Origin of the sequence: Brevundimonas lenta, assembly GCF_014196335.1 — a bacterium.
Lineage (GTDB): Bacteria > Pseudomonadota > Alphaproteobacteria > Caulobacterales > Caulobacteraceae > Brevundimonas > Brevundimonas lenta.
Genome location: NZ_JACIDM010000001.1, coordinates 1,004,550 through 1,027,102, shown reverse-complemented (window position 1 = coordinate 1,027,102; position 22,553 = coordinate 1,004,550). Strand labels below are relative to the sequence as shown.

General features: G+C 69.8%; 26 protein-coding genes. 17 read left to right on the top strand and 9 right to left on the bottom strand.

What is annotated here, in order from left to right; genetic code table 11:
• Positions 1-18: 18 nt before the first annotated feature.
• Positions 19-465: a DMT family transporter gene (locus GGR12_RS05050; RefSeq protein WP_183203270.1), complete on the bottom strand. Its 447-nt coding sequence runs from the start codon at positions 463-465 to the stop codon at positions 19-21.
• Positions 466-470: 5 nt separating this feature from the next.
• A complete protein-coding gene (locus GGR12_RS05045; protein WP_183203269.1) occupies positions 471-944 on the bottom strand; it encodes an NUDIX domain-containing protein in 474 nt (157 codons plus the stop codon).
• 27 nt (positions 945-971) lie between these two features.
• On the opposite strand from GGR12_RS05045, the gene GGR12_RS16705 reads away from it, so the two are divergent.
• The 6 genes from GGR12_RS16705 to GGR12_RS05020 all read left to right on the top strand — a co-directional run bounded on the left by GGR12_RS16705 (position 972) and on the right by GGR12_RS05020 (position 3,748).
• Positions 972-1,103, top strand: a complete 132-nt coding sequence (locus GGR12_RS16705; protein ID WP_281378522.1) for a hypothetical protein — start codon at positions 972-974, stop codon at positions 1,101-1,103.
• A complete protein-coding gene (locus tag GGR12_RS05040) occupies positions 1,096-1,851 on the top strand; it encodes an SDR family oxidoreductase (protein WP_183203268.1) in 756 nt (251 codons plus the stop codon). The genes GGR12_RS16705 and GGR12_RS05040 overlap by 8 nt, the downstream gene beginning before the upstream one ends.
• Before the next feature lie 3 nt (positions 1,852-1,854).
• Positions 1,855-2,250, top strand: a complete 396-nt coding sequence (gene folB, locus GGR12_RS05035; RefSeq protein WP_425486205.1) for a dihydroneopterin aldolase — start codon at positions 1,855-1,857, stop codon at positions 2,248-2,250.
• Positions 2,251-2,309: 59 nt separating this feature from the next.
• Positions 2,310-2,936 carry a hypothetical protein gene (locus GGR12_RS16525; RefSeq protein WP_246328729.1) on the top strand — a complete coding sequence of 209 codons (627 nt, stop codon included), beginning with the start codon at positions 2,310-2,312 and terminating at the stop codon, positions 2,934-2,936.
• A 12-nt stretch (positions 2,937-2,948) separates the two neighbouring features.
• Positions 2,949-3,353 (top strand): hypothetical protein, encoded by a 405-nt coding sequence (locus tag GGR12_RS05025; RefSeq protein WP_183203267.1) that lies wholly within the window; start codon positions 2,949-2,951, stop codon positions 3,351-3,353.
• Between the two features lie 107 nt (positions 3,354-3,460).
• Positions 3,461-3,748, top strand: coding sequence for a GNAT family N-acetyltransferase (locus tag GGR12_RS05020; protein WP_183203266.1), 288 nt, complete (start codon positions 3,461-3,463; stop codon positions 3,746-3,748).
• A 42-nt stretch (positions 3,749-3,790) separates the two neighbouring features.
• Here GGR12_RS05020 and GGR12_RS05015 read toward each other — a convergent pair whose 3' ends face one another.
• On the bottom strand, positions 3,791-4,777 hold the full coding sequence (locus tag GGR12_RS05015; protein ID WP_183203265.1) for an SDR family oxidoreductase: 987 nt from the start codon (positions 4,775-4,777) through the stop codon (positions 3,791-3,793).
• Between the two features lie 100 nt (positions 4,778-4,877).
• Here GGR12_RS05015 and GGR12_RS05010 point away from each other — a divergent pair, with 100 nt between their 5' ends.
• Entirely contained in the window at positions 4,878-5,516 is a 639-nt protein-coding gene (locus GGR12_RS05010) for a DUF4126 domain-containing protein (protein ID WP_221212201.1), read from the top strand.
• On the opposite strand, the gene GGR12_RS05005 is transcribed toward GGR12_RS05010, so the two are convergent.
• Together GGR12_RS05005 and dusA are read right to left on the bottom strand one after the other, a co-directional pair.
• Entirely contained in the window at positions 5,500-5,814 is a 315-nt protein-coding gene (locus GGR12_RS05005; RefSeq protein ID WP_183203264.1) for a hypothetical protein, read from the bottom strand. The two genes, GGR12_RS05010 and GGR12_RS05005, sit on opposite strands and share 17 nt — an antisense overlap.
• A 163-nt stretch (positions 5,815-5,977) precedes the next feature.
• Positions 5,978-7,012 (bottom strand): tRNA dihydrouridine(20/20a) synthase DusA, encoded by a 1,035-nt coding sequence (gene dusA, locus GGR12_RS05000; protein ID WP_281378521.1) that lies wholly within the window; start codon positions 7,010-7,012, stop codon positions 5,978-5,980.
• A gap of 118 nt (positions 7,013-7,130) precedes the next feature.
• On the opposite strand from dusA, the gene GGR12_RS04995 reads away from it, so the two are divergent.
• Both GGR12_RS04995 and GGR12_RS04990 read left to right on the top strand, forming a co-directional pair.
• The gene (locus tag GGR12_RS04995) at positions 7,131-7,436 is read left to right on the top strand and encodes a UBP-type zinc finger domain-containing protein (protein ID WP_183203263.1); all 306 of its coding nucleotides are present in this window, start codon (positions 7,131-7,133) and stop codon (positions 7,434-7,436) included.
• A gap of 63 nt (positions 7,437-7,499) precedes the next feature.
• Positions 7,500-8,078, top strand: a complete 579-nt coding sequence (locus GGR12_RS04990; RefSeq protein ID WP_183203262.1) for a DUF4142 domain-containing protein — start codon at positions 7,500-7,502, stop codon at positions 8,076-8,078.
• Positions 8,079-8,097: 19 nt separating this feature from the next.
• On the opposite strand, the gene GGR12_RS04985 is transcribed toward GGR12_RS04990, so the two are convergent.
• Complete coding sequence (locus GGR12_RS04985) at positions 8,098-9,960, bottom strand: monovalent cation:proton antiporter-2 (CPA2) family protein (RefSeq protein ID WP_183203261.1); 1,863 nt, start codon at positions 9,958-9,960, stop codon at positions 8,098-8,100.
• 183 nt (positions 9,961-10,143) lie between these two features.
• Here GGR12_RS04985 and GGR12_RS04980 point away from each other — a divergent pair, with 183 nt between their 5' ends.
• From GGR12_RS04980 to GGR12_RS04960, 5 genes are all read left to right on the top strand, one after another.
• Positions 10,144-11,931, top strand: a complete 1,788-nt coding sequence (locus GGR12_RS04980; protein ID WP_343053092.1) for a vWA domain-containing protein — start codon at positions 10,144-10,146, stop codon at positions 11,929-11,931.
• A gap of 218 nt (positions 11,932-12,149) precedes the next feature.
• Positions 12,150-13,340 (top strand): DNA glycosylase AlkZ-like family protein, encoded by a 1,191-nt coding sequence (locus GGR12_RS04975; protein ID WP_183203259.1) that lies wholly within the window; start codon positions 12,150-12,152, stop codon positions 13,338-13,340.
• A gap of 272 nt (positions 13,341-13,612) precedes the next feature.
• Positions 13,613-14,161, top strand: coding sequence for a TetR/AcrR family transcriptional regulator (locus tag GGR12_RS04970; RefSeq protein WP_183203258.1), 549 nt, complete (start codon positions 13,613-13,615; stop codon positions 14,159-14,161).
• A complete protein-coding gene (locus GGR12_RS04965; RefSeq protein WP_183203257.1) occupies positions 14,161-15,852 on the top strand; it encodes an MFS transporter in 1,692 nt (563 codons plus the stop codon). The genes GGR12_RS04970 and GGR12_RS04965 overlap by 1 nt, the downstream gene beginning before the upstream one ends.
• A 32-nt stretch (positions 15,853-15,884) precedes the next feature.
• Positions 15,885-17,006, top strand: a complete 1,122-nt coding sequence (locus GGR12_RS04960) for an HlyD family secretion protein (protein WP_183203256.1) — start codon at positions 15,885-15,887, stop codon at positions 17,004-17,006.
• Here GGR12_RS04960 and amaB read toward each other — a convergent pair.
• On the bottom strand, positions 17,003-18,496 hold the full coding sequence (gene amaB / locus GGR12_RS04955) for an L-piperidine-6-carboxylate dehydrogenase (RefSeq protein ID WP_183203255.1): 1,494 nt from the start codon (positions 18,494-18,496) through the stop codon (positions 17,003-17,005). The two genes, GGR12_RS04960 and amaB, sit on opposite strands and share 4 nt — an antisense overlap.
• A gap of 114 nt (positions 18,497-18,610) precedes the next feature.
• Here amaB and GGR12_RS04950 point away from each other — a divergent pair, with 114 nt between their 5' ends.
• The 3 genes from GGR12_RS04950 (at position 18,611) to GGR12_RS04940 (ending at position 21,625) form a co-directional block, all read left to right on the top strand.
• Positions 18,611-19,021, top strand: coding sequence for a CBS domain-containing protein (locus GGR12_RS04950; protein WP_183203254.1), 411 nt, complete (start codon positions 18,611-18,613; stop codon positions 19,019-19,021).
• Positions 19,022-19,117: 96 nt separating this feature from the next.
• The gene (locus GGR12_RS04945; protein ID WP_183203253.1) at positions 19,118-19,693 is read left to right on the top strand and encodes a hypothetical protein; all 576 of its coding nucleotides are present in this window, start codon (positions 19,118-19,120) and stop codon (positions 19,691-19,693) included.
• A 90-nt stretch (positions 19,694-19,783) separates the two neighbouring features.
• Positions 19,784-21,625, top strand: coding sequence for a PAS domain-containing sensor histidine kinase (locus GGR12_RS04940; protein ID WP_246328728.1), 1,842 nt, complete (start codon positions 19,784-19,786; stop codon positions 21,623-21,625).
• On the opposite strand, the gene GGR12_RS04935 is transcribed toward GGR12_RS04940, so the two are convergent.
• Both GGR12_RS04935 and GGR12_RS04930 read right to left on the bottom strand, forming a co-directional pair.
• Positions 21,622-22,128, bottom strand: a complete 507-nt coding sequence (locus GGR12_RS04935; RefSeq protein WP_183203252.1) for a periplasmic heavy metal sensor — start codon at positions 22,126-22,128, stop codon at positions 21,622-21,624. The genes GGR12_RS04940 and GGR12_RS04935 overlap by 4 nt on opposite strands.
• Positions 22,125-22,553, bottom strand: a complete 429-nt coding sequence (locus GGR12_RS04930; RefSeq protein ID WP_183203251.1) for a hypothetical protein — start codon at positions 22,551-22,553, stop codon at positions 22,125-22,127. The genes GGR12_RS04935 and GGR12_RS04930 overlap by 4 nt, the downstream gene beginning before the upstream one ends.

Genomic DNA, 22,553 nt, shown 5'->3' with positions numbered 1-22,553 from the left:
GACGCCGGCGGCGGAAGCTCAGAACCGCCGAACCATCACCACGCCGGCGATCACCAGCGCCACGCCGGCGATGCGGCCGGGGCTCATCGATACGCGCGGCACGCCCAGGGCGCCGAAATGGTCGAGGATCAGGCCGATGAGCAGCTGGCCGGCGACCATCAGAGTGATGGTCAGGGCGACGCCCAGCCGGGGCACGCCCCAGGCCGCCGCGACGACGAAGGTCGCGCCATAGAGGCCGCCGATCCAGGCCCACCAGGGCAGGGCGCGCACCGCGGTCATGTCCGGTCGCGTGTGAAGAGCCGCCACCGCAATGGCGAGGGCGACGGTCCCGACCGCGAACGAGACGAAGGCGGCGTTGACGGGCGAGGCGACGGCGGCCGCCAGCCGGGCGTTGGTCGGCGCCTGCAGGGCGGTCGCGCCTCCCGCGAGGACGACGGCGATCATCATGAGGACGGAAGGGTTCATGGGCTCTACCAGCTCACGGCGCGGTCGGCGCCGCCGAAGATTTCCGAAAGGCGATCGCGTGTGGCCCGGTGGGTGTCGTCCGGCAGGGCGGACGGATCGAACCAGCCGATGTCGGCGATCTCGCCGTGGGCGGTGCGGTCGGTGAGGGTGAAGCGGTCGATGCGGTAGAGCAGGACGTGATCGCCGCGGAAGAAGCGTTCGTTGGAGTGGACGCTGACCAGGACCGGTCGGCCCTCGACCAGAACGCCGGCCTCCTCGCGCATCTCGGCGATCAGGGCGTCCTCGGCGGTCTGGCCGCGCTCGACGCCGCCGCCGGGCAGCCACCAGCCGTGCAGATAGGTGTGTTTGACCAGCAGGACGCGGCCCTCTGCATCGACCGCCACGCCCCGCACGCCCAGCGTCATGCCGCGTGTGGCGCGCACGACGGCGAAGAACAGGGGGCGGGTGAAGGGCTCGATGCGGGCGCGCCACGTGGTCATGCGACAACGATACGGCCCCTCGCGCGCTTGAACAGCCGCGACGCTCGCTTTATTGGCGGGCGGATCAAGGAGCTTTCAATGCTGGCCCTCTACATCATCGTCGGTTTCGTCGTCGTCCTCGGCGTCATCAACTTCATCGAATTCGGCCGGGTTGACTAAGCCTGCCGTTCGCGGAGCCGCGCTGGTCACCGGCGGCGGCAAGCGGATCGGACGTGCGATCTGTCTGGAGCTGGCGAAGGCCGGCTTCGACGTCGCCATTCACTATCGCGGATCGAAGGACGCGGCCGAGGCCGTGGCCGAAGAGGTGCGCGCGCTGGGCCGCCGGGCGGCGACCGTAACCGGCGACCTGTCGGTCGAGAGCGAGGTTCGGGGGATCGTCCCCGCCGCCGTGGAGGCGATCGGGCCCCTGGCGGTGCTGGTCAACAACGCCTCCGTCTTCGAGGACGACCGGATCGGCGCGCTGGAGCGCGAGACCTGGGACGCGCATATCGAAACCAATCTGCGGGCCCCGATCGTACTGTCGGAGGCCTTCGCGGCCCAGGCGCCGGACGGGTCGGCGATCGTCAACCTGCTGGACCAGCGGGTGCTGAAGCCCGATCCGCGGTTCTTCTCCTACGCCCTGTCGCGAAATGGCCTGTGGTGGGCGACGCGGACGATGGCGCAGGCGCTGGCGCCGCGCATCCGGGTCAACGGCGTGGGGCCGGGACCGACGCTGCCGTCGATCCACCAGAGCCCGGAGGACTTCCAGGCCGAGGCCGACGGCGTGCTGCTGGAACGGGCCGGAAGCCCGGAGGCCGTGGCCGCCGCCGTGCGCTGGCTGGTTGAAGCCGACCTGGTGACGGGCCAGATGATAGCCGTCGACGGGGGCCAGCATCTTGCCTGGAAAACCCCGGACATCGTGGAGTAGGCCGTGGCCGTTTCATCCCCCCTGCCCTTCCCCGCCGCCGGCGCGCCCGTTCACGAGGGGCTGACGGTGTTCGTGCGCGGGCTGGAGGTCGAGGCCGGCATCGGCGTCTACGACCATGAGCAGAACCGCCTTCAGCGACTGGTGATCGACGTGACGCTGAGCCTGCAGCCGATGAAGGTCGAGCGGCTGGCCGATACGATCAACTACGAGACCGTAGCCGAGGCCGCGCGCGCCATCGTGGCGGACGGGCATGTGGGGCTGGTGGAGACGTTCGCCGAACGCCTCGCCACGGCCATGCTGGAAGACGTGCGGGTTCGGCGCTGCGCCGTGCGCATCGAAAAGCCGGGCGCGCTGGACGCGGCGGCGGCGGCCGGCTGCGAGGTCGTGCTGGCGCGCTGAACCGGTTGCGCCCCGGTTTCAGGGCCGTCATACCTGAGGACGGACTCGAAGGACCCCAGATGGCCGAACCCGGCGATCCCGAAAACCACAACGACCGTCCCGAGGACGATGACGACATGGTCGGCTTCGCCTCGGCCGCGGCCCTGCAAGGCCGTGTGCGCGACGCCGAGCCGGAACCTGAGCCCGAACCGGAGCCGGAGCCCGAGCCCGAGCCGGAACCCGATCTGTTCGACGACGAGCGGCTGGCCGCCGCCGCCGCGCTGGGCCGCCGGCCGAAACCCGATTCGATCTTCGAGCCGTCGCCCGGATTCACCGGCCGTTCGCGCCGCCGCGAGGAAACGCCTCCGCACGTGCCGGGCAGCATGACCCTGTACGCCGTCTATGCGCTGATCCTGTTCGCCGTGCCGACGCTGGGCGTGTCGGCCGCGATCGGCCTGCTGGCCGTGACCGGCCGTGAAGGCCCCGAAGACCCGCTGTCGCGCTCGCACTTCATCTATCAGCAGCGGACCCTGTGGGCCGCGGCGGTGGCGGCGGTGGCGGGGATGATCCTGCTGGCCGCGCCGTTCGCGCTGGGCGTGCCGCTGCTGTTCGTACTGGCGCTGTGGCTGGTGGTGCGCGGCGCCTGGGGCGTCTGGGCGTTGAAATCGGGCCGGGCCATCCCCGACCCGCGAAGCTGGTGGATCTAGGAGAGAACCCCGATGGCGCATGTCCCCCCCGAACAGCGTGACGGTCCCCGCTTCCAGTCAGGCGCTGAAGCCGAGGGCAAGGTTCCGGCGATGGTCGCCTGGGGGCTGTACATCCTGTCGATCCCCAGCGCGAACGTGCTGGTGCTGGTCGGCCTGATCGTCGCCTACGCCGCGCGGGACAATGCGACCGGCATCGCCCGCGAGCATATCGAGGCGCAGATCAAGCTGTTCTGGTCGGTGTTCTGGTGGACCATCGCCTGCTGGATCGCCATCGTGATCAGCATGGTGCTGTCGGTCGTCCTGATCGGCATTCCGTTCCTGATCATCTTCGGGATCCTGTGGTTCCTGATCAGCGTCTGGTTCACGGTGAAGAGCGTCTTCGGCCTGCTGAACCTGCTGGGCGACCGCGCGCCCTGAGGCGCCGCAGCTACGAAACCTGACGTTTCCCGGTTCGTCGTGGAACGGCCTCGCGGCCGCCGGGTTCGTGCTTGTATCGGGATGCCTGCACGACCTGGAGTTACCGCATGACTGAATTCAGGGACGTTCGCGGAGAGCAGCGTTTCGAGCAGGGATTCGTCGATGGCGACGGCGAGACGCGGACCGTCTTCGCCGACTATGCGCTGGACGGCGACACCCGGGTGATCCTGCATGTGGAGGCCGATCCGGCCCTGCGCGGCGGCGGGGCGGCGGGGCGTTTCATGCAGGCGATGGCCAGCCACGCGCGGGCCGAGGGGCTGAAGCTTCAGCCGCGCTGCAGCTACGCCGTGCTGTGGCACCGGCGGCATCCGGAGCATGACGACGTCCTCGCCTAGGCAGTGATCGTCGGCCCTGCGGGACTTCCCGCGGCCGGAGGGTCACCCTCCCCCGTAGCCGCCTATGATCGGCAGGACCTCGCCGGTGATGTAGCTGGAGCACTGGGGCGAGGCGAGGAAGACGAAGGCCGGGGCGATCTCCTCGGGCTGGGCCGGGCGTTTCATCACCGTCTTCGAGCCGAATTTCGCAACCTTCTCCGGCGTCTGGTCGGCGGGATTAAGCGGGGTCCAGACCGGGCCCGGCGCGACCACGTTCACGCGGATGCCCTTCGGCGCGAGATGCGTGCCCAGCGAGCGGGCGAAGGCGTGGATGCCGCCCTTGGTCAGCGAATAGTCGAGCAGGTTCTCATTGCCCAGGATGCCGGTGACCGAGCCGGTCATGACGATGGAGCCGCCCGGCTTCAGGTACGGCACGGCCGCCTTCACCAGATTGAAGTAGCCGTAGAGGTTGGTCTTCAGGGTGCGGTCGAAATGTTCGAGGGTCAGGTCCTCCAGCGCCTCGACATGCTCCTGGAATGCGGCGTTGGGGACGACCACGTCGAGGCGGCCGAAGGCCTTGAGCGTCGCCTTCACCGCGGCTTCCGAAAAAGCGGGATCGGCGACGTCGCCCTTGAGCACGATGGCCGTGCGCCCCTCGGCCTCGACAGCGGCCTTCGTGGTTTCGGCGTCGTCCTCTTCGTCGAGATGGCAGATGGCGACGTCGCAGCCCTCGCGGGCGAACAGTACGGCGACGGCGCGGCCGATGCCGCTGTCCCCGCCCGTGATGATCGCGGCCATACCGTCGAGCTTGCCGGAGCCTTTCCAGAAGGGGGCGTCGTACATCGGGGCGGGATCCAGGGCGTCCTCGTCGCCGGGTTTGCGCTGATGCTGTTCCGGAAAGGGCGGCTCGGGGTATTTGCGCGCGCCGGCCTGGACGGCCCCCTCCTCCTTCCCGCCGTCGCCCTTCGAGCCCTTCGCGTCGATCTCCGCCTGGATATTCCGTTCCTGATCGGCGATGCGGTCGGCGCGGTCTTTGAAGCGGTCGTCCATGACGGTCTCCTGGTGTTGAGGAGGGGAAAGCCGATGGAGCGGCACGGTGTTCCCGCGCATTATCGTGTTCGACGGCCGGAGAGGCCGGTGAGGAGCCGTCATGCCGGAGCTGGATATGGACGCCGTGGGCGCGGCCGTGGGGCCGCTGCAGATGTGGGTTCTGCCCGCGCTGCTGGGGCTGGGGCTGGCGTCGGCGACGGGCCTGCGGACCTTCCTGCCGCTGCTGATGCTGGCGCTGGCGGCGAAGTTCGAACTGTTCGGGGTGCGGCTGATCGACCAGATGGACTGGCTGGGCTCATGGCCGGCGATCGCGGCGCTGGCGACGGCGACGACGGCGGAGTTCCTGGGCGACAAGGTGCCGGCCATCGATCATGCGCTGAACATGGTCGGCTACGTCACGCGACCGATCGCGGGGGCCGTGGCGGCGGGGAGCGTGTTCTGGGCGGTCGATCCGACCATGGCGGCGGTCGCGGGGATCATCGTCGGCGCGCCGGCGGCCCTGGCCTTCAACGCGGCCCAGACCGGGGTGCGCGTGGGATCGACGGCGACAACCGGAGGGTTGGGCAATCCGGTGGTGTCCTTCGTCGAGGACCTACTGGCGTTCCTGACCGTCCTCGTGGCCTTCCTGGCGCCGATCATCATACCGATCGTGCTGATCGTGCTGGCGATCGTCGTCTTCCGGCTGGCCCGCCGCATTCGCGACGGGCGCGGCACGTCGAGCGTCAGAGCGTCCGGCTGACGATAGCCTTCAGCGTCTCGGCCTTGATCGGCAGGTCGGTGACCAGGCGCGAGGCCAGTTCGCGGGCGCCGACCGGATAGGCGTCGCCCCCTTCGGCGATTTCCCGGGCCACGACCGAGGCCTGAAGCAGGACCTTCTCGAGGACCTCGACCTGTTCGACGGCGAGGGCGCGCGCTTCCATCTGCAGACGGCGGACGCGGTCCGCCGTGGATTCCGGCAGCTTCATCAGATCATAGATTTCCGCTTCGGCGGCGACGAGACGCAGGTCGGGCGGCGACTGAGTTGTACGTTTGGGCATTGGTACTCCCTCCACTCAGCCAATGCGGAGCGAAGCGGCGTTGTTCCCGGTTCCGAACGGCGTGCGGCGAGTTAAGCGCCACTGTGTCTCCCGCGCCTCAGGTCGATTCCCTCAGGCCGTATTTTGATTTGCATAACAGCGGGTTTTGGGCGTGTGCGGCCGCTCAGGCGGCGGCTTCGGTCCGGTCGGCGATGCGCGCCTCGGCTTCGCGGACGGCGTCGACCGCGCGATCGACGACTTCGAGCCCCGCGCCGGCCTGGATCGCCTCGACAGTCAGGATGCGGCGGAAGGCGCGAGCGCCCGCGCGACCGTGCATGAGGCCCAGCATATGGCGGGTCATGGCGGGCAGATGGACGCCTTCCTCAAGGCGCGCGGCGAGGTAGGGCCGGTAGCGCTCGATGGCCTCGAAAGCGTCGACGTCGGACGTCGCGGCGCCGAACAGCCGGCGGTCGACCTGACCGAGTATGGCCGGCTCGTGATAGGCGGCGCGGCCCAGCATGACGCCGTCCAGCTTGACCCCGTCGGCGTCGTCCAGATGGACCTCGGCCTCGTCCAGCGAGGCGATGCCGCCGTTGATGCTGATCGACAGGTGCGGGCGCTCGCGCTTCAGGCGGCGGACCAGGGCGTAGTCGAGCGGCGGGACGTCGCGGTTCTCTTTCGGCGACAGGCCTTTCAGCCAGGCCTTGCGAGCGTGGACGATGAAGACCCCGACGCCGGCGGCGGCGCAGGCGTCGACCGTGGCGAACAGGGCGACCTCGGGATCCTGCTCGTCGACGCCGATGCGGCATTTGACGGTGGCGGGAATGGCGACCGCCTCCTGGATGGCGGCCATACAGTCGGCGACCAGGGCCGGCTCCTGCATCAGGCAGGCGCCGAAGCGTCCGGACTGAACCCGGTCGGACGGGCAGCCGACGTTGAGGTTGATCTCGTCGTAGCCGAAGGCGGCGCCGATGCGGGCGGCCTCGGCCAATTGCTCAGGATCGGAGCCGCCGAGCTGGAGCGCGACGGGATGCTCGACCGCGTCGAAGCCCAGCAGGCGCTGGTGGTCGCCGTGGATGACCGCCGGGGCTGTGACCATCTCGGTGTACAGCAGCGCCCGGCCCGTGAGGGCGCGGTGGAACGCCCGGCAATGCCGGTCGGTCCAGTCCATCATCGGCGCGACGGACAGTCTGCGGGAGGTGGCGAGCGGGTCGGTCAAGAGCGGGCCGGGTCGGTTGGAAAGCGGGCGGCTTGTACGCGATCAGGCCGTCGATGGCGACCGCCCCTTGTCCGGAGCCGTCCGAGGGGCGACCTTGCCGGGACAGGAGGACGTGAGGATGTCGAACGGCTGTGGCCACCTGATGACCGTCAACCGCGTGACGCCGGGCTCGCGCGGCTGCGAGGAATGCCTGAAGGCCGGAAGCTGGTGGGTGCACCTGCGCCTGTGCCGGAGCTGCGGACACGTGGGCTGCTGCGACGACTCCCCGAACCGGCATGCGACGGCGCATTTCCATGCGACGCACCATCCGGTCATCGAAGGCTACGACCCGCCGGAAGGCTGGGGCTGGTGCTACGTCGACGAGGTGTTCCTCGACCTGCCGGACCAGACGCCGCAGCTGGGGCCGATACCGCGGTTCGTCTGAGCGTCCCGAAAGGGAACCTCGGCCCCGGCCGGGAAGTTTTCAGGGCCTTCAAGGAGGTCTGTAATGATCAAACCGCTTCTCGCCGGCGCCGCGTGCGCCGTTCTGCTGGCCGCCTGTAATCAGGAGCGCGCGCCGGAACCTGTCGACAAGGCCCAGGACATGGCCTCCGCGCCCGTCGGCCAGATCACAGCCGCGACGGTCGGCGCCAACACCCAGGCCGGCTACATTCCCGCCGCCGCCGTGGGCGACATGTATGAGATCCAGTCCTCGGCTATCGCCCTGGAACGCTCACGCAACGAGCGGCTGAAGGCGCTGGCGACCATGATCCGGACGGATCACACCGCCGCCACCAACCTGTTGGCCAGCGAGGTTCATGAGGCCGCGCCCGCGACCGTCCTGCCGACCACGCTGGATCAGCGCCGGCAGGGGCTGATCGACAATCTGCGATCGGCCGCGGCGGAGAATTTCGACCGCGCCTGGCTGGACCAGCAGATCGCCGCCCATCAGGAGGCGCTGACGCTGCATCGCGGCTTCGCGGATCAGGACTCGCCGCTGGCGGCGCACGCCCGCTCGCTGATCCCCAAGATCGAGGCCCATCTGCGCGAGGCCGAGGCGATCAAGGCCTCCATGCCCGCCGCCTGATCGAAGGACCGGGGTCTGATCAGGCCCCGGTCTTCTCGCGCTCGTCCTCGTCCTCGAGCACGTCGGCCGTTTCCTCGTTGAGGGCGCGGCCTTCGTGGCGGGGCTTGATGTAGGGTTCGGGACGGGTGGTGCGGATGTTGCCGCGCATGAGCGAGCGGCCGGCCGTGATGCCCTCGACCAGCTGGATCGAAAGGCGCTCCTCGTCGCGCCGGCGGACGTCGTCGATGGTGTCACGCGCCTCCTCGGCGGTGAAGCCGAGATCGATCAGGACCTGGTAGCCGAACACCAGGGCGCTCTCGAAGGTCTCGCGGATCTGGTACTCGACACCCGCCTGGACGAGGCGGATGGCGTGGCCGCGATCGTAGGCGCGGACGAACAGCTTGGTCAGGGGGAACTCCGACTTGACCAGTTCGACGATGCGGTCGGCGACCTCCTGCTTGTCGACGCAGACGAGGATGGTTTCGGCGTTCTCGGCCCCCGAGGCGCGCAGAACGTCGAGGCGGGTCCCGTCGCCGTAGTAGACCTTGAAGCCGAAATTGCCGGCGGCCTGGATCATCTCGACGTCGGTGTCGATGATCGAGACGTCGACGTCGCGGGCCAGCAGGGGCTGGGACACGACCTGGGCGAAGCGGCCGAAGCCGATGATCAGGACGCGCTCGCGCAGGTTCCGGGCGCGATCGACGCCGTCGGCGGCGTCCGGATCGATGGTCTCGGCCGGCATCAGGCGGCTGACCACCAGGGTGGTGAGCGGGGTGAGGACCATGGACAGGATGACGATGGCCGTGGCGGTGGCGGAGATGTTCGCGTCGAAGACGCCCGCGGACAGGGCGGCGGCGTAGAGGACGAAGGCGAACTCGCCGCCCTGGGCGAACAGGACGGCCCGCTCGACGGCCTCGCGCTCGCGGTGTTTGAACAGCCGGGCGACGCCGTAGATGGCCACCGCCTTGACCGCCATGAAGGCGATGACGCCGCCGACGACGACGCGCCAGTCGGCGAGGACGACGCTGAGGTCCAGCGACATGCCGACGCTGAGGAAGAACACGCCCAGCAGGATGGCGCGGAACGGTTCGACGTCGGCCTCCAGCTGATGTCGGAAGGTGGACTCCGACAGCAGGACGCCGGCCAGGAAGGCGCCCAGGGCCATCGACAGACCGCCCAGGTTCATCAGCCAGGCCGCGCCGACCACGACCAGCAGGGCGGCGGCGGTCATCACCTCCCGGCCGCCGTAGCGGGCGAGAACCCGGAAGACCGGGTTGATCAGATATTTGCCGGCGAAGAAGACGACGGCGATGGCGGCGACGGCCAGGCCGATGGTGCGCCACAGGGGCGGCGAGGACTCGCCGCCGACGCCCATGGCCGACGCCATGATGGCGACGACCGCGAGCAGCGGGACGATGGCGAGGTCCTCGAGCAGCAGGATGGAGACGGCGCGCTGACCCTGGGGCGCCGACAGCTCGCCCCGCTCGTCCAGCATCTGCATGATGACGGCGGTGGAGCTGAGCACGAAGCCCATGGCGACGATGAAGGCGACCGGCACGGACAGGCCGCCCGCCATGCCGGTGAAGGTCAGCAGGATGCCGGCGGCCGCGACCTGGGCGGCGCCGAGGCCGAAGATGTCCTTGCGCAGGCTCCACAATCGGGTGGGCCGCATCTCCAGTCCGATGATGAACAGGAAGATGACCACGCCGAACTCTGCGACGTGGAGGATGATCTCCGGCTCCCGGAACAGGGCGATGCCGAAGGGGCCGATGGCCAGACCGGCGGCGAGGTAGCCGAGCACGGCGCCCAGCTGCAGGCGACGGAAGATCGGAACGGCGACGACGCCCGCCGCAAGAAGGGCGGCGATATGGCCCAGCCCCAGTCCGGCGGTCGGTTCGGCCATGACGATCCCCTCTCAGCTATGCCGTCCATAGTGGGGACGGAAGGCCCGAAGCGCCACCCCGCAAGGGCGTCAGGGTTCGTCAGGGCCAGCGCCACAGTTTCGCCTGACGACGGTCGGCCTGATACGCCGGTATTCGTAACGGGGAGATGCGTGATGAGGATTCATTCGTTGAGGTCGGCGGCCGTGGTGGCACTGAGCGCGCTGATGACCATGGGCGCTGCGCCGCCGCCGACCGTGCGGGGTCCGACGCAGCAACCTGACGACGGCGAAGCAACCCCTGCGGCGTGCGCGGCCCTGGGGTTCAACCTGCGCCGCCAGGAGGAGCGCAACTATCAGTACGCGCCGGCGGCGGTGGCGGCCGTGCAGCCTGCGCCGACCGCGGGGTACGCGCCGCCGCCTCCACCCCCGCCACCTCCGCCTCCGCCCCCACCTCCCCCGGCAAGACCGGCCATCGAAGGTGCCGTATCGCTGGACGAGATTGCGGTCACGGGAAGCCGCGCCCCCCAATCCCGCGTGACTTCGGCGTCGCCGGTGACGGTCGTGCCGGCCGACACCGAGCGCTATCCCGATGCGACGCCCAATCCGGTGCGGCGGGTGGCGGACGAGCCGGTGTCGACCTTCTCGATCGACGTCGACACGGCCAGCTATTCGAACGTGCGCCGCTTCATCGAGGACGGGCGCAGTCCGCCGGCCGACGCAGTGCGGGTCGAGGAGCTGATCAACTATTTCGACTACGGCTACGAGCGGCCCTCGGCTGCCAGCCAGCCGTTCGCCATCACCACCGCCGTGGCCGCCTCGCCGTGGTCGCCGGGGCGGCAGATCGTACACATCGGCCTGCAGGGCTATGAGTTGCCCGAGGGCGAGCGGCGGCCGCTGAACCTGACCTTCATGGTCGACGTGTCGGGCTCGATGCAGTCGCCGGACAAGCTGGCGTTGGCGCAGAAGGCGATGAACCTGATCATCGACCGGCTGCGGCCCGAGGACCGGGTGGCGGTGACCTTCTACGCCTCCGACGTCGGCACGGCCGTCGGGCCGACGCCGGGCGACCAGAAGCTGAAGCTGCGCTGCGCCGTGGCGGCCCTGAACGCCGGTGGTTCGACCGCGGGGGCGCAGGGGATGGTCAACGCCTATCAGCAGGCCGAGGCCGCCTTCGGGCGGAACAAGGTCAACCGGATTCTGATGTTCACGGACGGCGACTTCAACGTCGGCGTCACCGACGATGAGCGGCTGGAGGACTATGTCGCCGGCAAGCGCGAGAGCGGCATCTATCTGTCGGTCTACGGCTTCGGGCGCGGCAACTACCAGGACGCCCGGATGCAGACGATCGCCCAGGCCGGCAACGGCACTGCGGCGTACGTCGACGACCTGAACGAGGCGCGGCGGCTGTTCGGGCCGCAGTTCGAACGCGGCGCCTTCCCCATCGCCGACGACGTGAAGATCCAGGTCGAGTTCAATCCGGCGCGCGTCTCCGAATACCGGCTGATCGGCTACGAGACCCGGCTGCTGAACGAGGAGGACTTCAACAACGACCGCATCGACGCGGGCGAGGTGGGGTCGGGCGCGTCGGTGACGGCGCTGTACGAGATCACCCCGGTCGGCGGTCCGAGCTGGATCCCCGAGCGGCGCTACGACGACAACCGGGTCGGCGTGGGCGGCGGTGATCCGTCCGGCGAGGTCGGTTTCGTGCAGGTCCGCTACAAGCTGCCGGGCGAGCGGGACTCTCGGCTGATGCAGCAGGTGCTGGCCAACCGCGCCGACGGGCCGATGCCGGAGAGCACGCGCTGGGCGATCGCCGTGGCGGCCTTCGGCCAGAAGCTGCGCGGCGATCCGTGGATGACGGCCGACTACGGCTGGGGCTCCATCCTGGAGCAGGCGCAGGCCGCGCGCGGCGCCGACCCGTACGGCGACCGGGCGGAGTTCGTGCAGATGGTGCGTGCCGCAGAGGGCATGCCAGGTCGGGCGGCTCCGTAGGCGGACGCTTTCCTTCTCCCGACGGGAGAAGGTGGCGGGGCGGAGCCCCGTCGGATGAGGGTCGGCTGCAGCAGTCGGCGTAAGCCGCCGCCCATGCCGCGACACGGCTTGGGCCGACTGGACGGCTCGACCCTCACCCTTTCGCGCAAGGACGACGGCAGGGGCCGTCGTGCGCTCAAGCCCTCTCCCATCGGGAGAGGGATGATGCATGATGCGACGTGACCGAGACCCTTTCCCCCAACACTGCCCGCCGCATCGCGCTCGCCGCGCAAGGCTTCGGCCGGGCCCGCCCTGCGGCGCCCGGCCGTTCGCATGTCCGGGACGTCGTGCGGCGCCTGGGCGTGGTCCAGATCGACAGCGTCAATGTGGTGACGCGAACCCACTATCTGCCCGCCTTCTCACGGCTGGGCGCCTATCCGCGCGAGGCGCTGGAGGCGGAGGCGTGGGGGACGCGGCGCAGCCTGTTCGAATACTGGGGGCATGAGGCGTCGCTGATGCCGCTGGAGCTGCAGCCGCTGTTGCGCTGGCGGATGGAGCGGGCGCGCGACGGGGCGATGTGGACCGGGCTGGCGCGGTTCGGGCGCGAGCGGCGGGACTATATCGACAGCGTGCTGGCGGAGATCGAACGGCGCGGCCCGGTGACCGGCGGGGACTTCGCCGAGGGACCGCGGGGACAGCCGGGCTGGTGGTCGTGGTCGGAGGGCAAGCGGGCGCTGGAGTGGCTGTTCTGGGCCGGGCTGATCACCACGAAGACCCGGCGCGGGTTCGAGAGGATCTACGACCTGACCGAACGCGCCCTGCCCCGCCGGATCATCGACCTGCCGACACCGGACGAGGCTGATGCGCAGCGGGAGCTGGTGCGGATTTCGGCGCGGGCGATGGGCGTGGCGACCGAGGCGGACCTGCGGGACTATTTCCGCCTGCCGCTGGCGGATACGCGGGCGCGCGTGGCCGAGCTGGTCGAGGCCGGCGAGCTGACGCCTGTGACTGTGAAGGGCTGGCGGCAGACGGCGTATCTGGCGCCGGACGCGAAGCGACCGAGGAAGGTCGCGGGCGCGGCCCTGCTGTCGCCGTTCGACAACCTGATCTGGATGCGCGACCGGACCGAACGGCTGTTCGGCGTGAAGGTGCGGCTGGAGATCTACACTCCGGCGCACAAGCGGGCGCACGGCTACTATGTGCTGCCGTTCCTCGAGGACGAGGCGATCACCGCGCGGGTGGACCTGAAGGCGGACCGCAAGGCCGGCGTGCTGCTGGTGCAGGCGGCGTGGCGCGAGCCGGACGCGACGCCGGAGACGGCCGCGCGGCTGGCCGGCGAGCTGACGCTGATGGCCGGATGGTTGGGGCTGGAGCGGGCGGAGGTCGTCGGCAAGGGCGACCTGGCGGAAGAGCTGGAGCAGGCGCTCTGAAGCTTGCCTTGTCATCCCGGACGCCGCGCAGCGGCGATCCGGGACGCCGAAGATAGAAGAGTCGACCCTCCCGGAAGCTGCGTCAGCAGCTGTCCGGGAGACGAGGGGCGGCATCCTGTCTCCCGGATAATCGCATTGCGATTTCCGGGAGCTGCGAATGGGTTGCGCACCCGTCCCGGCTCTCGCTTCGCTCGGCCGGGATGACAAGGTGAGCGGAAAGTCTGGGGTCGGCCCTTGAACAAGTGGACACCAGTGTCCACTTACGCCTCACCATGGAACGTCCCCTCCGGAAAGACGCTGCCGATCGGCGGACTGCGCTGCTGCAGGCGGCGCGCGCCGTGTTCGCCGAGGAAGGCATCGACGCGCCGCTGGACCACATCGCCGAGCGGGCGGGGGTCGGGCGGGCGACGCTGTACCGGAACTTCCCCGGGCGCACCGAGATCGCCCTCGCCGTGCTGCTGGACGACGTCGCCGACCTGGGCGAGCGCTTCGCCGCGCCGACCGCCCCGGACGCCTTCCTGACCTTCCTGATCAGCCTGTCCGACCGTCTGGTGCGCAACACGGCCCTGGGCGGGGTGGTGCGGGCCGCGCCGTCCGACGAAATCCTGACCCCGCTGCGCGCAGCCATGATCGAAGCGGCGATGCCGTCGCTGAAGGTTTCGCAGGCCGCGGGGACGGTGCGGACCGATCTGACGGCCGCTGACATCCGCGTGCTGGCCTCGATGCTGGGCGCCGGTCTGCACAACGCCGCGCCGGCGGAACGGAACGCCATGGCCCGCCGCACGCTGGAGCTTGTGCTGGACGCCGTGAGGGCGCGCTGATGAGCCGCCGGAATTTCCATCTGCCGTGGGCGGAATACGTCGAGACGCTGAAGCCGCACGAGCGGCCGATGCTGCCCGGCTCGCCTGCCACGCCCGACCACACCCTGCGCTACCGGCTGGCCTATGCCGCCATCGGCCTGCTGGTGACCATGACCGGCGCCATCGGCTCGGCGATGATCAGCGCCAACACCCAGCTGCTGGCCGGGGCGCTGGGCGCGTCCGTGGTGGAGGCGGCGTGGCTGCCGGTCGTGTTCGTCATGACCAACGCCTGCATGAACCTGCTGCTGATCAAATTCCGGCAGCAGTACGGGCTGCGGTTGTTCGCCCAGATATTCCTCATCGCCTACGCCCTGATCGGCGTCGGCAACCTGTTCTTCGAGGGCTATCAGTCGACCCTGATCGTGCGCGCCTTCGCCGGCATGGTGTCGGCGGCGCTGTCGTCGCTGGGCATCCTGTATCTGATCCAGGCCTTCCCGGCGGCGCACCGGCTGAAGGGGCTGATCATCGGCATCGGCGCGTCCAGCGTGGCGATCCCGCTGGTGCGGCTGTTCTCGAACCAGTTGCTCGAACTGTCGGAATGGCAGGGCTTCCACGTGTTCGAACTGGGTCTGTCGCTGCTGTCGCTGGCGGCGGTGTTCGCGCTGCGCCTGCCGCCGTCGGAGAAGCTGAAGGTCTTCGAGAAGCTGGACTTCGTCACCTTCGCCCTCTTCGCGCCGGGCATCGCCCTGCTGTGCGCCGTGCTGGGCCTGGGACGGATCGTGTGGTGGACCGAGGCCGCGTGGATCGGCTGGGCCCTGATCGGCTCGATCGTGCTGCTGAGCGCCGCCCTGATCGTCGAGTACAATCGCAAGACGCCGCTGATTAATCTGAAATGGATGGCCGGGCCGGACATCGTCCGACTGGCGCTGGCCATCGTGGGCGTGCGGATCGTGCTGTCGGAACAGACTGCGGGCGCGGTCGGCCTGATGACCATCCTCGGCGTCGGACCGGACCAGATGCACGGCTTGTTCCTGTTGATCCTGCTGGCGACCATCGCCGGCACCCTGACCAGCGCCCTGACGCTGAACATGGCCAAGCTGAACAAGCCGATCGCCATCGCCCTGGGCCTGATCGCGATCGGGGCCTTCATGGACGCCCACGCGACCGTGCTGACGCGGCCCGCACAGCTGTATTTCAGCCAGGCGCTGATGGCCTTCGCAGCGTCCTTCTTCATCGGCCCGGCCATGATGCAGGGCATCGTTCAGGTCCTGCAGAAGGGGGCCCAGAACATGGTCAGCTTCATCGTCGTGTTCGGCCTCGGCCAGAACCTCGGCGGCCTGCTGGGTTCTGCCCTGATCGGCACCATCCAGACGGTGCGCGAGCGCTTTCACTTCAGCCAGCTGACTGAAGGGATCAACATGGGCGACCCGGACGTGGTGCTGCGGATGCAGCAGCTGTCCGGCGCCTACGCCCGCGTGATCGGCGACCCGGCCCTGCGCGCCATGGAGGGCCAGGCCCTGCTGCAGCAGCAGATCACCCAGCAGGCCCATGTGCTGGCCTACAACGACGTCTTCCTGCTGATCTCGGCTGCCGCCGCCGTCGGCTGCCTGTGGGTGACGTTCAACCACCTGAGACCCCGGATCGAGGCGCGCCGCGCGGAGCGGCTGGCCGCCAACGAAACCGCGGCCTCGGCCGCCGCCGCCATCGACTGAATCCCCCCTCCCCCTGTGACCGCTTTTCAAACATGACCGACACCGTCGCCCCCGCCCCGCCGCCTTCGGACCCCGCCCCTGCCGGGCCGCCCGCGCCCGCCGCCGCTGCGCCGCCGCCGCCGCGCAAGCGCGTGCTGTTCAGCGTGGTGCTGGCGATCGCCGCCATCGTAGGCGTGGTGCTGGTGCTGTGGGCCTGGCGGCTGCCGCCGTTCGCCTCGGGCGTTCAGCACACCGACAACGCCTATGTGCGCGGCCAGGTGACAGTCATCGCGCCGCAGGTGACCGGCTACGTCACTTCGGTCGAGGTGCAGGACTTCCAGACGGTGAAGGCCGGCGACCTGCTGGCCACCATCGACGACCGCATCTATCGCCAGCGGCTGGAGCAGGCGCGCGCCGCCCTGCACTCGGCCCAGGCGGCGCTGGCCAACTCGACCCAGACCCAGACCTCGGCGCGCGGCTCGGTGGCGCAGACCAACGCCTCGATCGCCGGCGCACGCGCAGCGGTCGCCAAGGCCCAGGCCGACCATGACCGGGCGCGCACCCTGTACGAGGGCGGCTGGGTGGCCCAGGCGCAGGTGGACGTGACGCGCACCGCCCTGCAGGCCGCCCAGGCCCAGCTGGCCGCCGCCCGCGCCGCCGAAGGCATCGCCGAAACCGGGGTGACTTCCGCCGTGGTCAGCCGCGGCACGCTGGAGGCGGCCGTCGAGAACGCCCAGGCCCAGGTGCATCTGGCCGAGATCGATCTGGCCAACACCCGCATCACCGCTCCGCGCGACGGGCGTCTGGGCGAGATCAGCGTGCGGCAGGGCCAGCAGGTGGCCGTCGGCACGCAGCTGATGGCGCTGGTGCCCGACCGCATCTGGGTGACGGCGAACTTCAAGGAGAACCAGCTCAAGGACATCCGCGTCGGCCAGAAGGTCGAGCTGGCGGTCGACGCCCTGGGCGGTCAGGTGCTGACCGGCCGCGTCGAGCAGATCGCCCCGGCGACCGGGTCAGAGTTCAGCGTCATTCGCCCGGATAACGCGACCGGCAACTTCACCAAGGTGGCGCAGCGCGTGCCGGTGCGCATCGCGCTGGATCCCGGCCAGGACGGTCTGGACCGCCTGCGGCCGGGTCTGTCGGTGACGGCGCGGGTGGATACGCGCGGCGACTAGACGTCGAACTTCACGCCCTGGGCCAGCGGCAGGTTGCGGCTGAAGTTCACGGTCTGGGTCTGGCGCCGCATGTAGGCCTTCCAGGCGTCGGAGCCGGATTCGCGACCGCCGCCGGTGTCCTTTTCGCCGCCGAAGGCCCCGCCGATCTCGGCACCCGAGGGGCCGATGTTGACGTTGGCGATGCCGCAGTCCGAGCCCCAGGCCGACAGGAATTGCTCGGCCTCACGGACGCTGTCGGTGAAGACGCAGGAGCTCAGGCCCTGGGGCACGGCGTTCTGCATCGCCACGGCGTCGTCGAAGTCCGACCAGGTCAGGACGTAGAGGATGGGGGCGAAGGTCTCGTGCTCGACCACCGCCGTCTGGGCCGGCATGCGGACGATGGCCGGAGTGACATAGACGCCGTCGCGCTCGACGCGAGCTCCGCCGACGACGATCTCGCCGCCCTGCTCCACCGCCTGTTTGAGTGCGGCGTCGAAACCCTGGGCGCTGGCTTCATCGATCAGCGGGCCGATCAGGGTGCCGGCCTCGCGCGGATCGCCGATGGGCAGGGTCTCGTAGGCCTTCTTCAGGCGGGCGACCAAGGCGTCGGCGACGGACTCATGGACCAGCAGGCGGCGCAGGGTGGTGCAGCGCTGGCCGGCGGTGCCGACGGCCGAGAAGGCGATGGCGCGGACGGCCATTTCGAGGTCCGCCGAAGGGGTGACGACCATGGCGTTGTTGCCGCCGAGCTCAAGCAGCGAGCGGCCGAGGCGGGCGGCGACGGTCTGGGCCACGGCCCGGCCCATGCGGGTGGAGCCGGTGGCGGAGACCAGCGGCACGCGCGGGTCCGACGCCAGCGCCTCGCCGGCCTCGCGGCCGCCGATGACGACCTGCGACAGGCCCTCGGGCGCATCCTCGAAACGGGCCAGGGCGCGGTCGAAGATGGCCTGGGTGGCGAGCGCGGTGAGCGGGGTCTTTTCGGACGGCTTCCAGATCACCGGATCGCCACAGACCAGGGCCAGGCAGGCGTTCCAGGCCCAGACGGCGACGGGGAAGTTGAAGGCCGAGATGACCAGCACCGGGCCCAGCGGCTGCCAGGTCTCGCGCATGTGGTGGCCGGGGCGTTCCGAGGCGAGCGTCAGGCCGTAGAGCTGGCGCGACAGACCGACGGCGAAATCGCAGATATCGATCATCTCCTGAACCTCGCCGAGGCCTTCGGAGACGATCTTGCCGGCTTCGAGCGTGACGACGCGGGCGAGGTCTTCCTTCGAGGCGCGCAGCTCCTCGCCCAGCAGACGGACCAGTTCGCCGCGGCGCGGGGCCGGAACGCGCTTCCAGGCATGGAAGGCCTCGACCGAGCGGGCGATCACGGCGTCGACGTTCGGGGTCTCGACGACGGGGCCGGCGGTGGAGCCGTCGATGGGCGAACGGGTCGGCATCGCGCCGCCCCACGCCGCCGGGGCCACGCCCAGCCGGTCCAGAATGGCCTTCGTCTCGTTCGCCGCCGTCATCGTCCTGCTCCGTATTCAGCGGGGCCGTGTAGCCCGACGGACTTCCCGACGAAAGCGGAACCGCGACGGAATGTGGGGGTTCTGTCCGGCGACCCGCCACAAGGAGAGTATCCGATGAAAGTACGCGATCTGATGAGCAAGGACGTCCAGGTGGCCCGTCCCGGCGACAGTCTGCAGGACGTCGCCCGCCGCATGCATGACGGCGATTTCGGCTTCATGCCCGTCGCCGACGGCGACACCCTGATCGGGACGATCACCGACCGCGACATCGTGGTGCGCGCGATCGCCGGCGGCGTGTCCGTTTCGGCCCCGGTGGTCGAGTTCATCACCCGCGACCCCTACACCGCCCGCGCCGACGACGAGCTGAAGACGGTGCTGGACGCCATGGGCTCGCGCCAGATCCGGCGCCTGCCGGTGCTGGACAAGGACGACCGCCTGGTCGGCGTCGTGTCGCTGGGCGACCTGTCGACGCGGGTGAAGGAGAAATACGCCGGCGAGGCGCTGGAGGACATTTCGCGCGCCTGACGCGGGGCTGCGGTTAACAGCCGCTTCACCCTGTCGCCAAACCCGCTGTTCATCGGCGGCGGTTCAACGTGTCCCCGAAATATCGGGGAGCAGACCATGGCGCGCGCGCAATTCCAGAAGGGCCAGAAGGTCTGGGTCGAATGCGTCGGCGCATGGGCCCAGATCGAAAAGGTCCAGCCTGTCTGGGCCAAGGGCTTCGAGGAGCCGGTGCGCGTCACCTATGACGTGGGCCTGGGCCGAGAGTTTCTGGGACACGAACTGCTGCTGCCGGTCGAGGATCCGGGCGCCAATTCGGAAGGCCAGGCCTGGCGTCTGATGCGGGCCCGTAACAAGTGGCAGAACGCCGAGGACTGCCCGCACCACCCCTTCCCGGGCACCTATCCCGTCGTCGTCACCGACAAGGCGGACTGGGGCGGCTGGCGCGTGCCGGGCGCCGAATACGACCGCGATCCGGAGCAGATCGAGTTCCAGGCCCGGCTGATCGCCGCCGCGCCGCGCCTGATGGCGCTGGCCGAGCAGATGGTCGCGGCCGTGGACGAGGCGCCCGACGACGCGCCGCCGGAAATGCGCAACCTGGCCCGCGAGGCGCGCGCCGCCCTGAAGGCGGTCAAGGACGTGCTGGCGGCCCCGGTCGCCGAAGGAAGTGCGACTCCTGCGACTCAGGCGGCGTGAAAGCGTTGATCAGGGGTTAAGCATCCTCGACACGAATCCGCGACGCAGCCTAGATTCGGCCATCGTTGTCGAATCGTCCGGGAGAGCGCCTTGCGGGGTGAGGAACGCCGCATAACACAGGGACGACGGGCCGCTGACCGCGAGAAAGGTCCGCCCGCGTGGCTTCGTATCGCCATCCTCGCCCTGGCGCTCGCCATCGCCGCCCACGTTCTGCTGGTCGCCCGCGACGTCACCCCCCGTGAAAACGGGCTGACGCTGAGCGATCTGTGGGTGCTGGGCCCGCCCATAGGCATCGGCCTGTTCACCCTCATCATCGTCTTCCTGATGCAGCGGCGTCAGATGGGCATCAGCAGGGAATGGGCGGCGTCGGAGCGGCGCTTCCGTGGGGCCGTCGAGGCCGCGCGCTGCGGCGTCTGGGACTGGGACGTCGAGGCCGGTCAGGTCACCGTCTCGGACTACATGGCCGATCTGATGGGGCTGGAGAACAGCGGGCCGGTGTCGGTCGAGGCGATGATGGAGCGTATCCATCCGCGCTATCGCGAGTCCGTCGAGCACGCCCTGCGGCAGGCCCAGACCTACGGCGCCTTCGAGGTCACCTTCGCGGTGCCGGACGAGAACGGCCGCGCGCGCTGGATCGACGCCCGCGGCCAGGCCCGCGGCGAGCGCGGCGACGAAGGCTACACCTCCATCGTCGGCGTGGCACTGGACACCACCGAGGCTCGCCGGGCGAAGGCCCAGGCGCAGTCCGCCGAGAGCCGTCTGCGCGACGGGATCGAGAGCGTGTCGGACGCTTTCGTGCTGTTCGACCGCCACGGGCGCCTGCTGCTGTCGAACCAGGCCTTCCAGGACGCCTTCGGTTTCGGCGAGGGCGTGGTGCGGCGCGGGGCGCTGAAGGCGGATCTGAACCGGATCGCGGCTCTGGCCATCAAGTCCGACCAGCCGGCGACGGGCGGACGCGCCGGCGCACGCGAAGTCGAACTGCACGACGGCCGCTGGCTGCAGCTGGTCGAGCGCTTCACCTCGGACGGCGGTTCGGTGGTCTCGGCCGCCGACATCACCGCCATCAAGCAGAAGGAAGCCGAGCGTCAGCGCGCGGTGGAACGCCTGCACGTGACCATCGCCGAACTGGAGGACCGCGAGGAGAAGCTGTCCCTGCTGGCCCGCAAGTACGAAGTGGCGATGACGCGCGCCGAGGCGGCCAACCAGGCCAAGTCCGAGTTCCTGGCCAATATGAGCCACGAGCTGCGCACCCCGCTGAACGCCATCAACGGCTTCTCGGAGATCATGGCCGGCGAGCTGTTCGGGCCGTTGGGGGACAACAAGTACAAGGGCTATGCGGCCGACATCCTGAAGTCGGGTCAGCACCTGCTGAGCCTGATCAACGACATCCTCGACATGGCCAAGATCGAGGCCGGCAAGCTGACGCTGCACTACGAGCGGGTATCGCTGAAGGAGGTCGTGGAGGATGCGGCGCGGCTGATGCGCGGCAAGATCCAGGAAGCCGGGCTGAACCTGGTGGTCGATGCGCCGGACCTGCCCGAGATCGAGGCCGACCATCGCGGCCTGAAGCAGGTGGTGCTGAACCTGATCTCGAACGCGGTGAAGTTCACGCCCGAGGGCGGCGACATCACCGTGGCCCTGTCACGGCTGGACGAGACCCGTCTGCGCGTAGCCGTGACCGACACCGGCATCGGCATCGCGCCCGAGGATCTGGCGCGGCTGGCGCGGCCGTTCGAACAGGTTGAGGGCCAGCATTCCAAGACGACGCAAGGCACCGGCCTGGGCCTGGCCCTGACCAAGTCGCTGATCGAGATGCACGGCGGCGAGCTGGTGCTGCAGAGCGAGCCCGGTCAGGGCACGACGGTCAGCTTCGACCTGCCGATCCGCCGTCCGGCCTCTCCGGTCGAGACGCGGACGGCGCAGGCCGCCTAGCGCGGCGGCGGCGGCGGGCCGCCCGGGTCGCGGCCGCGATCCCGCAGATCGACCCGGCCACGACGGGTCAGGATTTCCGAGAAGGCGGCGCGATCGTCCGCATCCAGCGTCGCCAGCAGGGCGACGGCGTCCCCCTCCAGCCGGGCGCGACCGCGCAGTTCGGCGGCGCGCGACTGATCCAGCAGGGCGCGGGCGAGGGCGGGATCGAACTCCGGAGAGCCGGCCAGGGCGACGGCCTGGCGCCGCTTCTGACGCGCTTCCTCGAAATCAGGTTTGACGGCGAGGGCGGAAGCCTTGAGGGCCGTGCGCACGCGTTCGCGGACCTCGGGGTCGAGACGGCTGACGACCATCATCGGCGAGCGGTCGCGGGGCGATCGACGCTCGGACTCAATGCGGTGTTCGACGCGCGACTTGCCGACCACCAGGGTGGCGCCGGCGGCGACGGCGAACAGGTTCAGCGCGACCGAGGCGGCGAGCGCGATCTTCAGGGCTTTGGGGCTCAACCGAGCACCTCCGTGTCGTCCACGCCGAGCAGCGAGGCCTGATAGAGGACCGCGTCAGCCTGGGCGTCGGCGGTGAAATGGCTGGTCATGAAGACGCCGGCGATGACGCCCGCACAGGCGGCGACGGCCCAGCCGGCGCCGAGCGCCAGGGCCAGACGATCCAGCCAGCGTCGACCTTCGCGACGGGCCTTGAGGCCGGCCTCGGACGCCGAGGCGATGACGCGGTCGCGCAGGGCCATCGACACGCGCGGCGTCGCCGAGGCGTGCAGCAGGGCGTCGACCGCGTCGGCTTCAGCGAGCGCGGCGCGCGCCGCCTCGGGCTGAGCCGCCATGAAGGCCTCGGCCGCAGCGCGTTCGTCGACCGGCCAACGCCGGGCATCCGCGCCATACGCTGCGATCAGGGCGAGAAACCGTTCCGCCGTCAT

Bases quoted from the DNA above. Each gene is read 5' to 3' on its own strand.
- amaB (WP_183203255.1), bottom strand. From the start codon at position 18,496: ATGACGGCGGCGAACGAGACGAAGGCCATTCTGGACCGGCTGGGCGTG.
- GGR12_RS05025 (WP_183203267.1), top strand. From the start codon at position 2,949: ATGGCGCATGTCCCCCCCGAACAGCGTGACGGTCCCCGCTTCCAGTCA.
- GGR12_RS04930 (WP_183203251.1), bottom strand. From the start codon at position 22,553: ATGACGGCGGAACGGTTTCTCGCCCTGATCGCAGCGTATGGCGCGGAT.
- GGR12_RS05045 (WP_183203269.1), bottom strand. From the start codon at position 944: ATGACCACGTGGCGCGCCCGCATCGAGCCCTTCACCCGCCCCCTGTTC.
- GGR12_RS05050 (WP_183203270.1), bottom strand. From the start codon at position 465: ATGAACCCTTCCGTCCTCATGATGATCGCCGTCGTCCTCGCGGGAGGC.
- GGR12_RS04945 (WP_183203253.1), top strand. From the start codon at position 19,118: ATGGCGCGCGCGCAATTCCAGAAGGGCCAGAAGGTCTGGGTCGAATGC.
- GGR12_RS16525 (WP_246328729.1), top strand. From the start codon at position 2,310: ATGGCCGAACCCGGCGATCCCGAAAACCACAACGACCGTCCCGAGGAC.
- GGR12_RS05020 (WP_183203266.1), top strand. From the start codon at position 3,461: ATGACTGAATTCAGGGACGTTCGCGGAGAGCAGCGTTTCGAGCAGGGA.
- GGR12_RS04965 (WP_183203257.1), top strand. From the start codon at position 14,161: ATGAGCCGCCGGAATTTCCATCTGCCGTGGGCGGAATACGTCGAGACG.
- GGR12_RS05005 (WP_183203264.1), bottom strand. From the start codon at position 5,814: ATGCCCAAACGTACAACTCAGTCGCCGCCCGACCTGCGTCTCGTCGCC.
- GGR12_RS04960 (WP_183203256.1), top strand. From the start codon at position 15,885: ATGACCGACACCGTCGCCCCCGCCCCGCCGCCTTCGGACCCCGCCCCT.
- GGR12_RS05015 (WP_183203265.1), bottom strand. From the start codon at position 4,777: ATGGACGACCGCTTCAAAGACCGCGCCGACCGCATCGCCGATCAGGAA.
- GGR12_RS04990 (WP_183203262.1), top strand. From the start codon at position 7,500: ATGATCAAACCGCTTCTCGCCGGCGCCGCGTGCGCCGTTCTGCTGGCC.
- GGR12_RS04995 (WP_183203263.1), top strand. From the start codon at position 7,131: ATGTCGAACGGCTGTGGCCACCTGATGACCGTCAACCGCGTGACGCCG.
- GGR12_RS04950 (WP_183203254.1), top strand. From the start codon at position 18,611: ATGAAAGTACGCGATCTGATGAGCAAGGACGTCCAGGTGGCCCGTCCC.
- GGR12_RS04985 (WP_183203261.1), bottom strand. From the start codon at position 9,960: ATGGCCGAACCGACCGCCGGACTGGGGCTGGGCCATATCGCCGCCCTT.
- GGR12_RS04970 (WP_183203258.1), top strand. From the start codon at position 13,613: ATGGAACGTCCCCTCCGGAAAGACGCTGCCGATCGGCGGACTGCGCTG.
- GGR12_RS05010 (WP_221212201.1), top strand. From the start codon at position 4,878: ATGCCGGAGCTGGATATGGACGCCGTGGGCGCGGCCGTGGGGCCGCTG.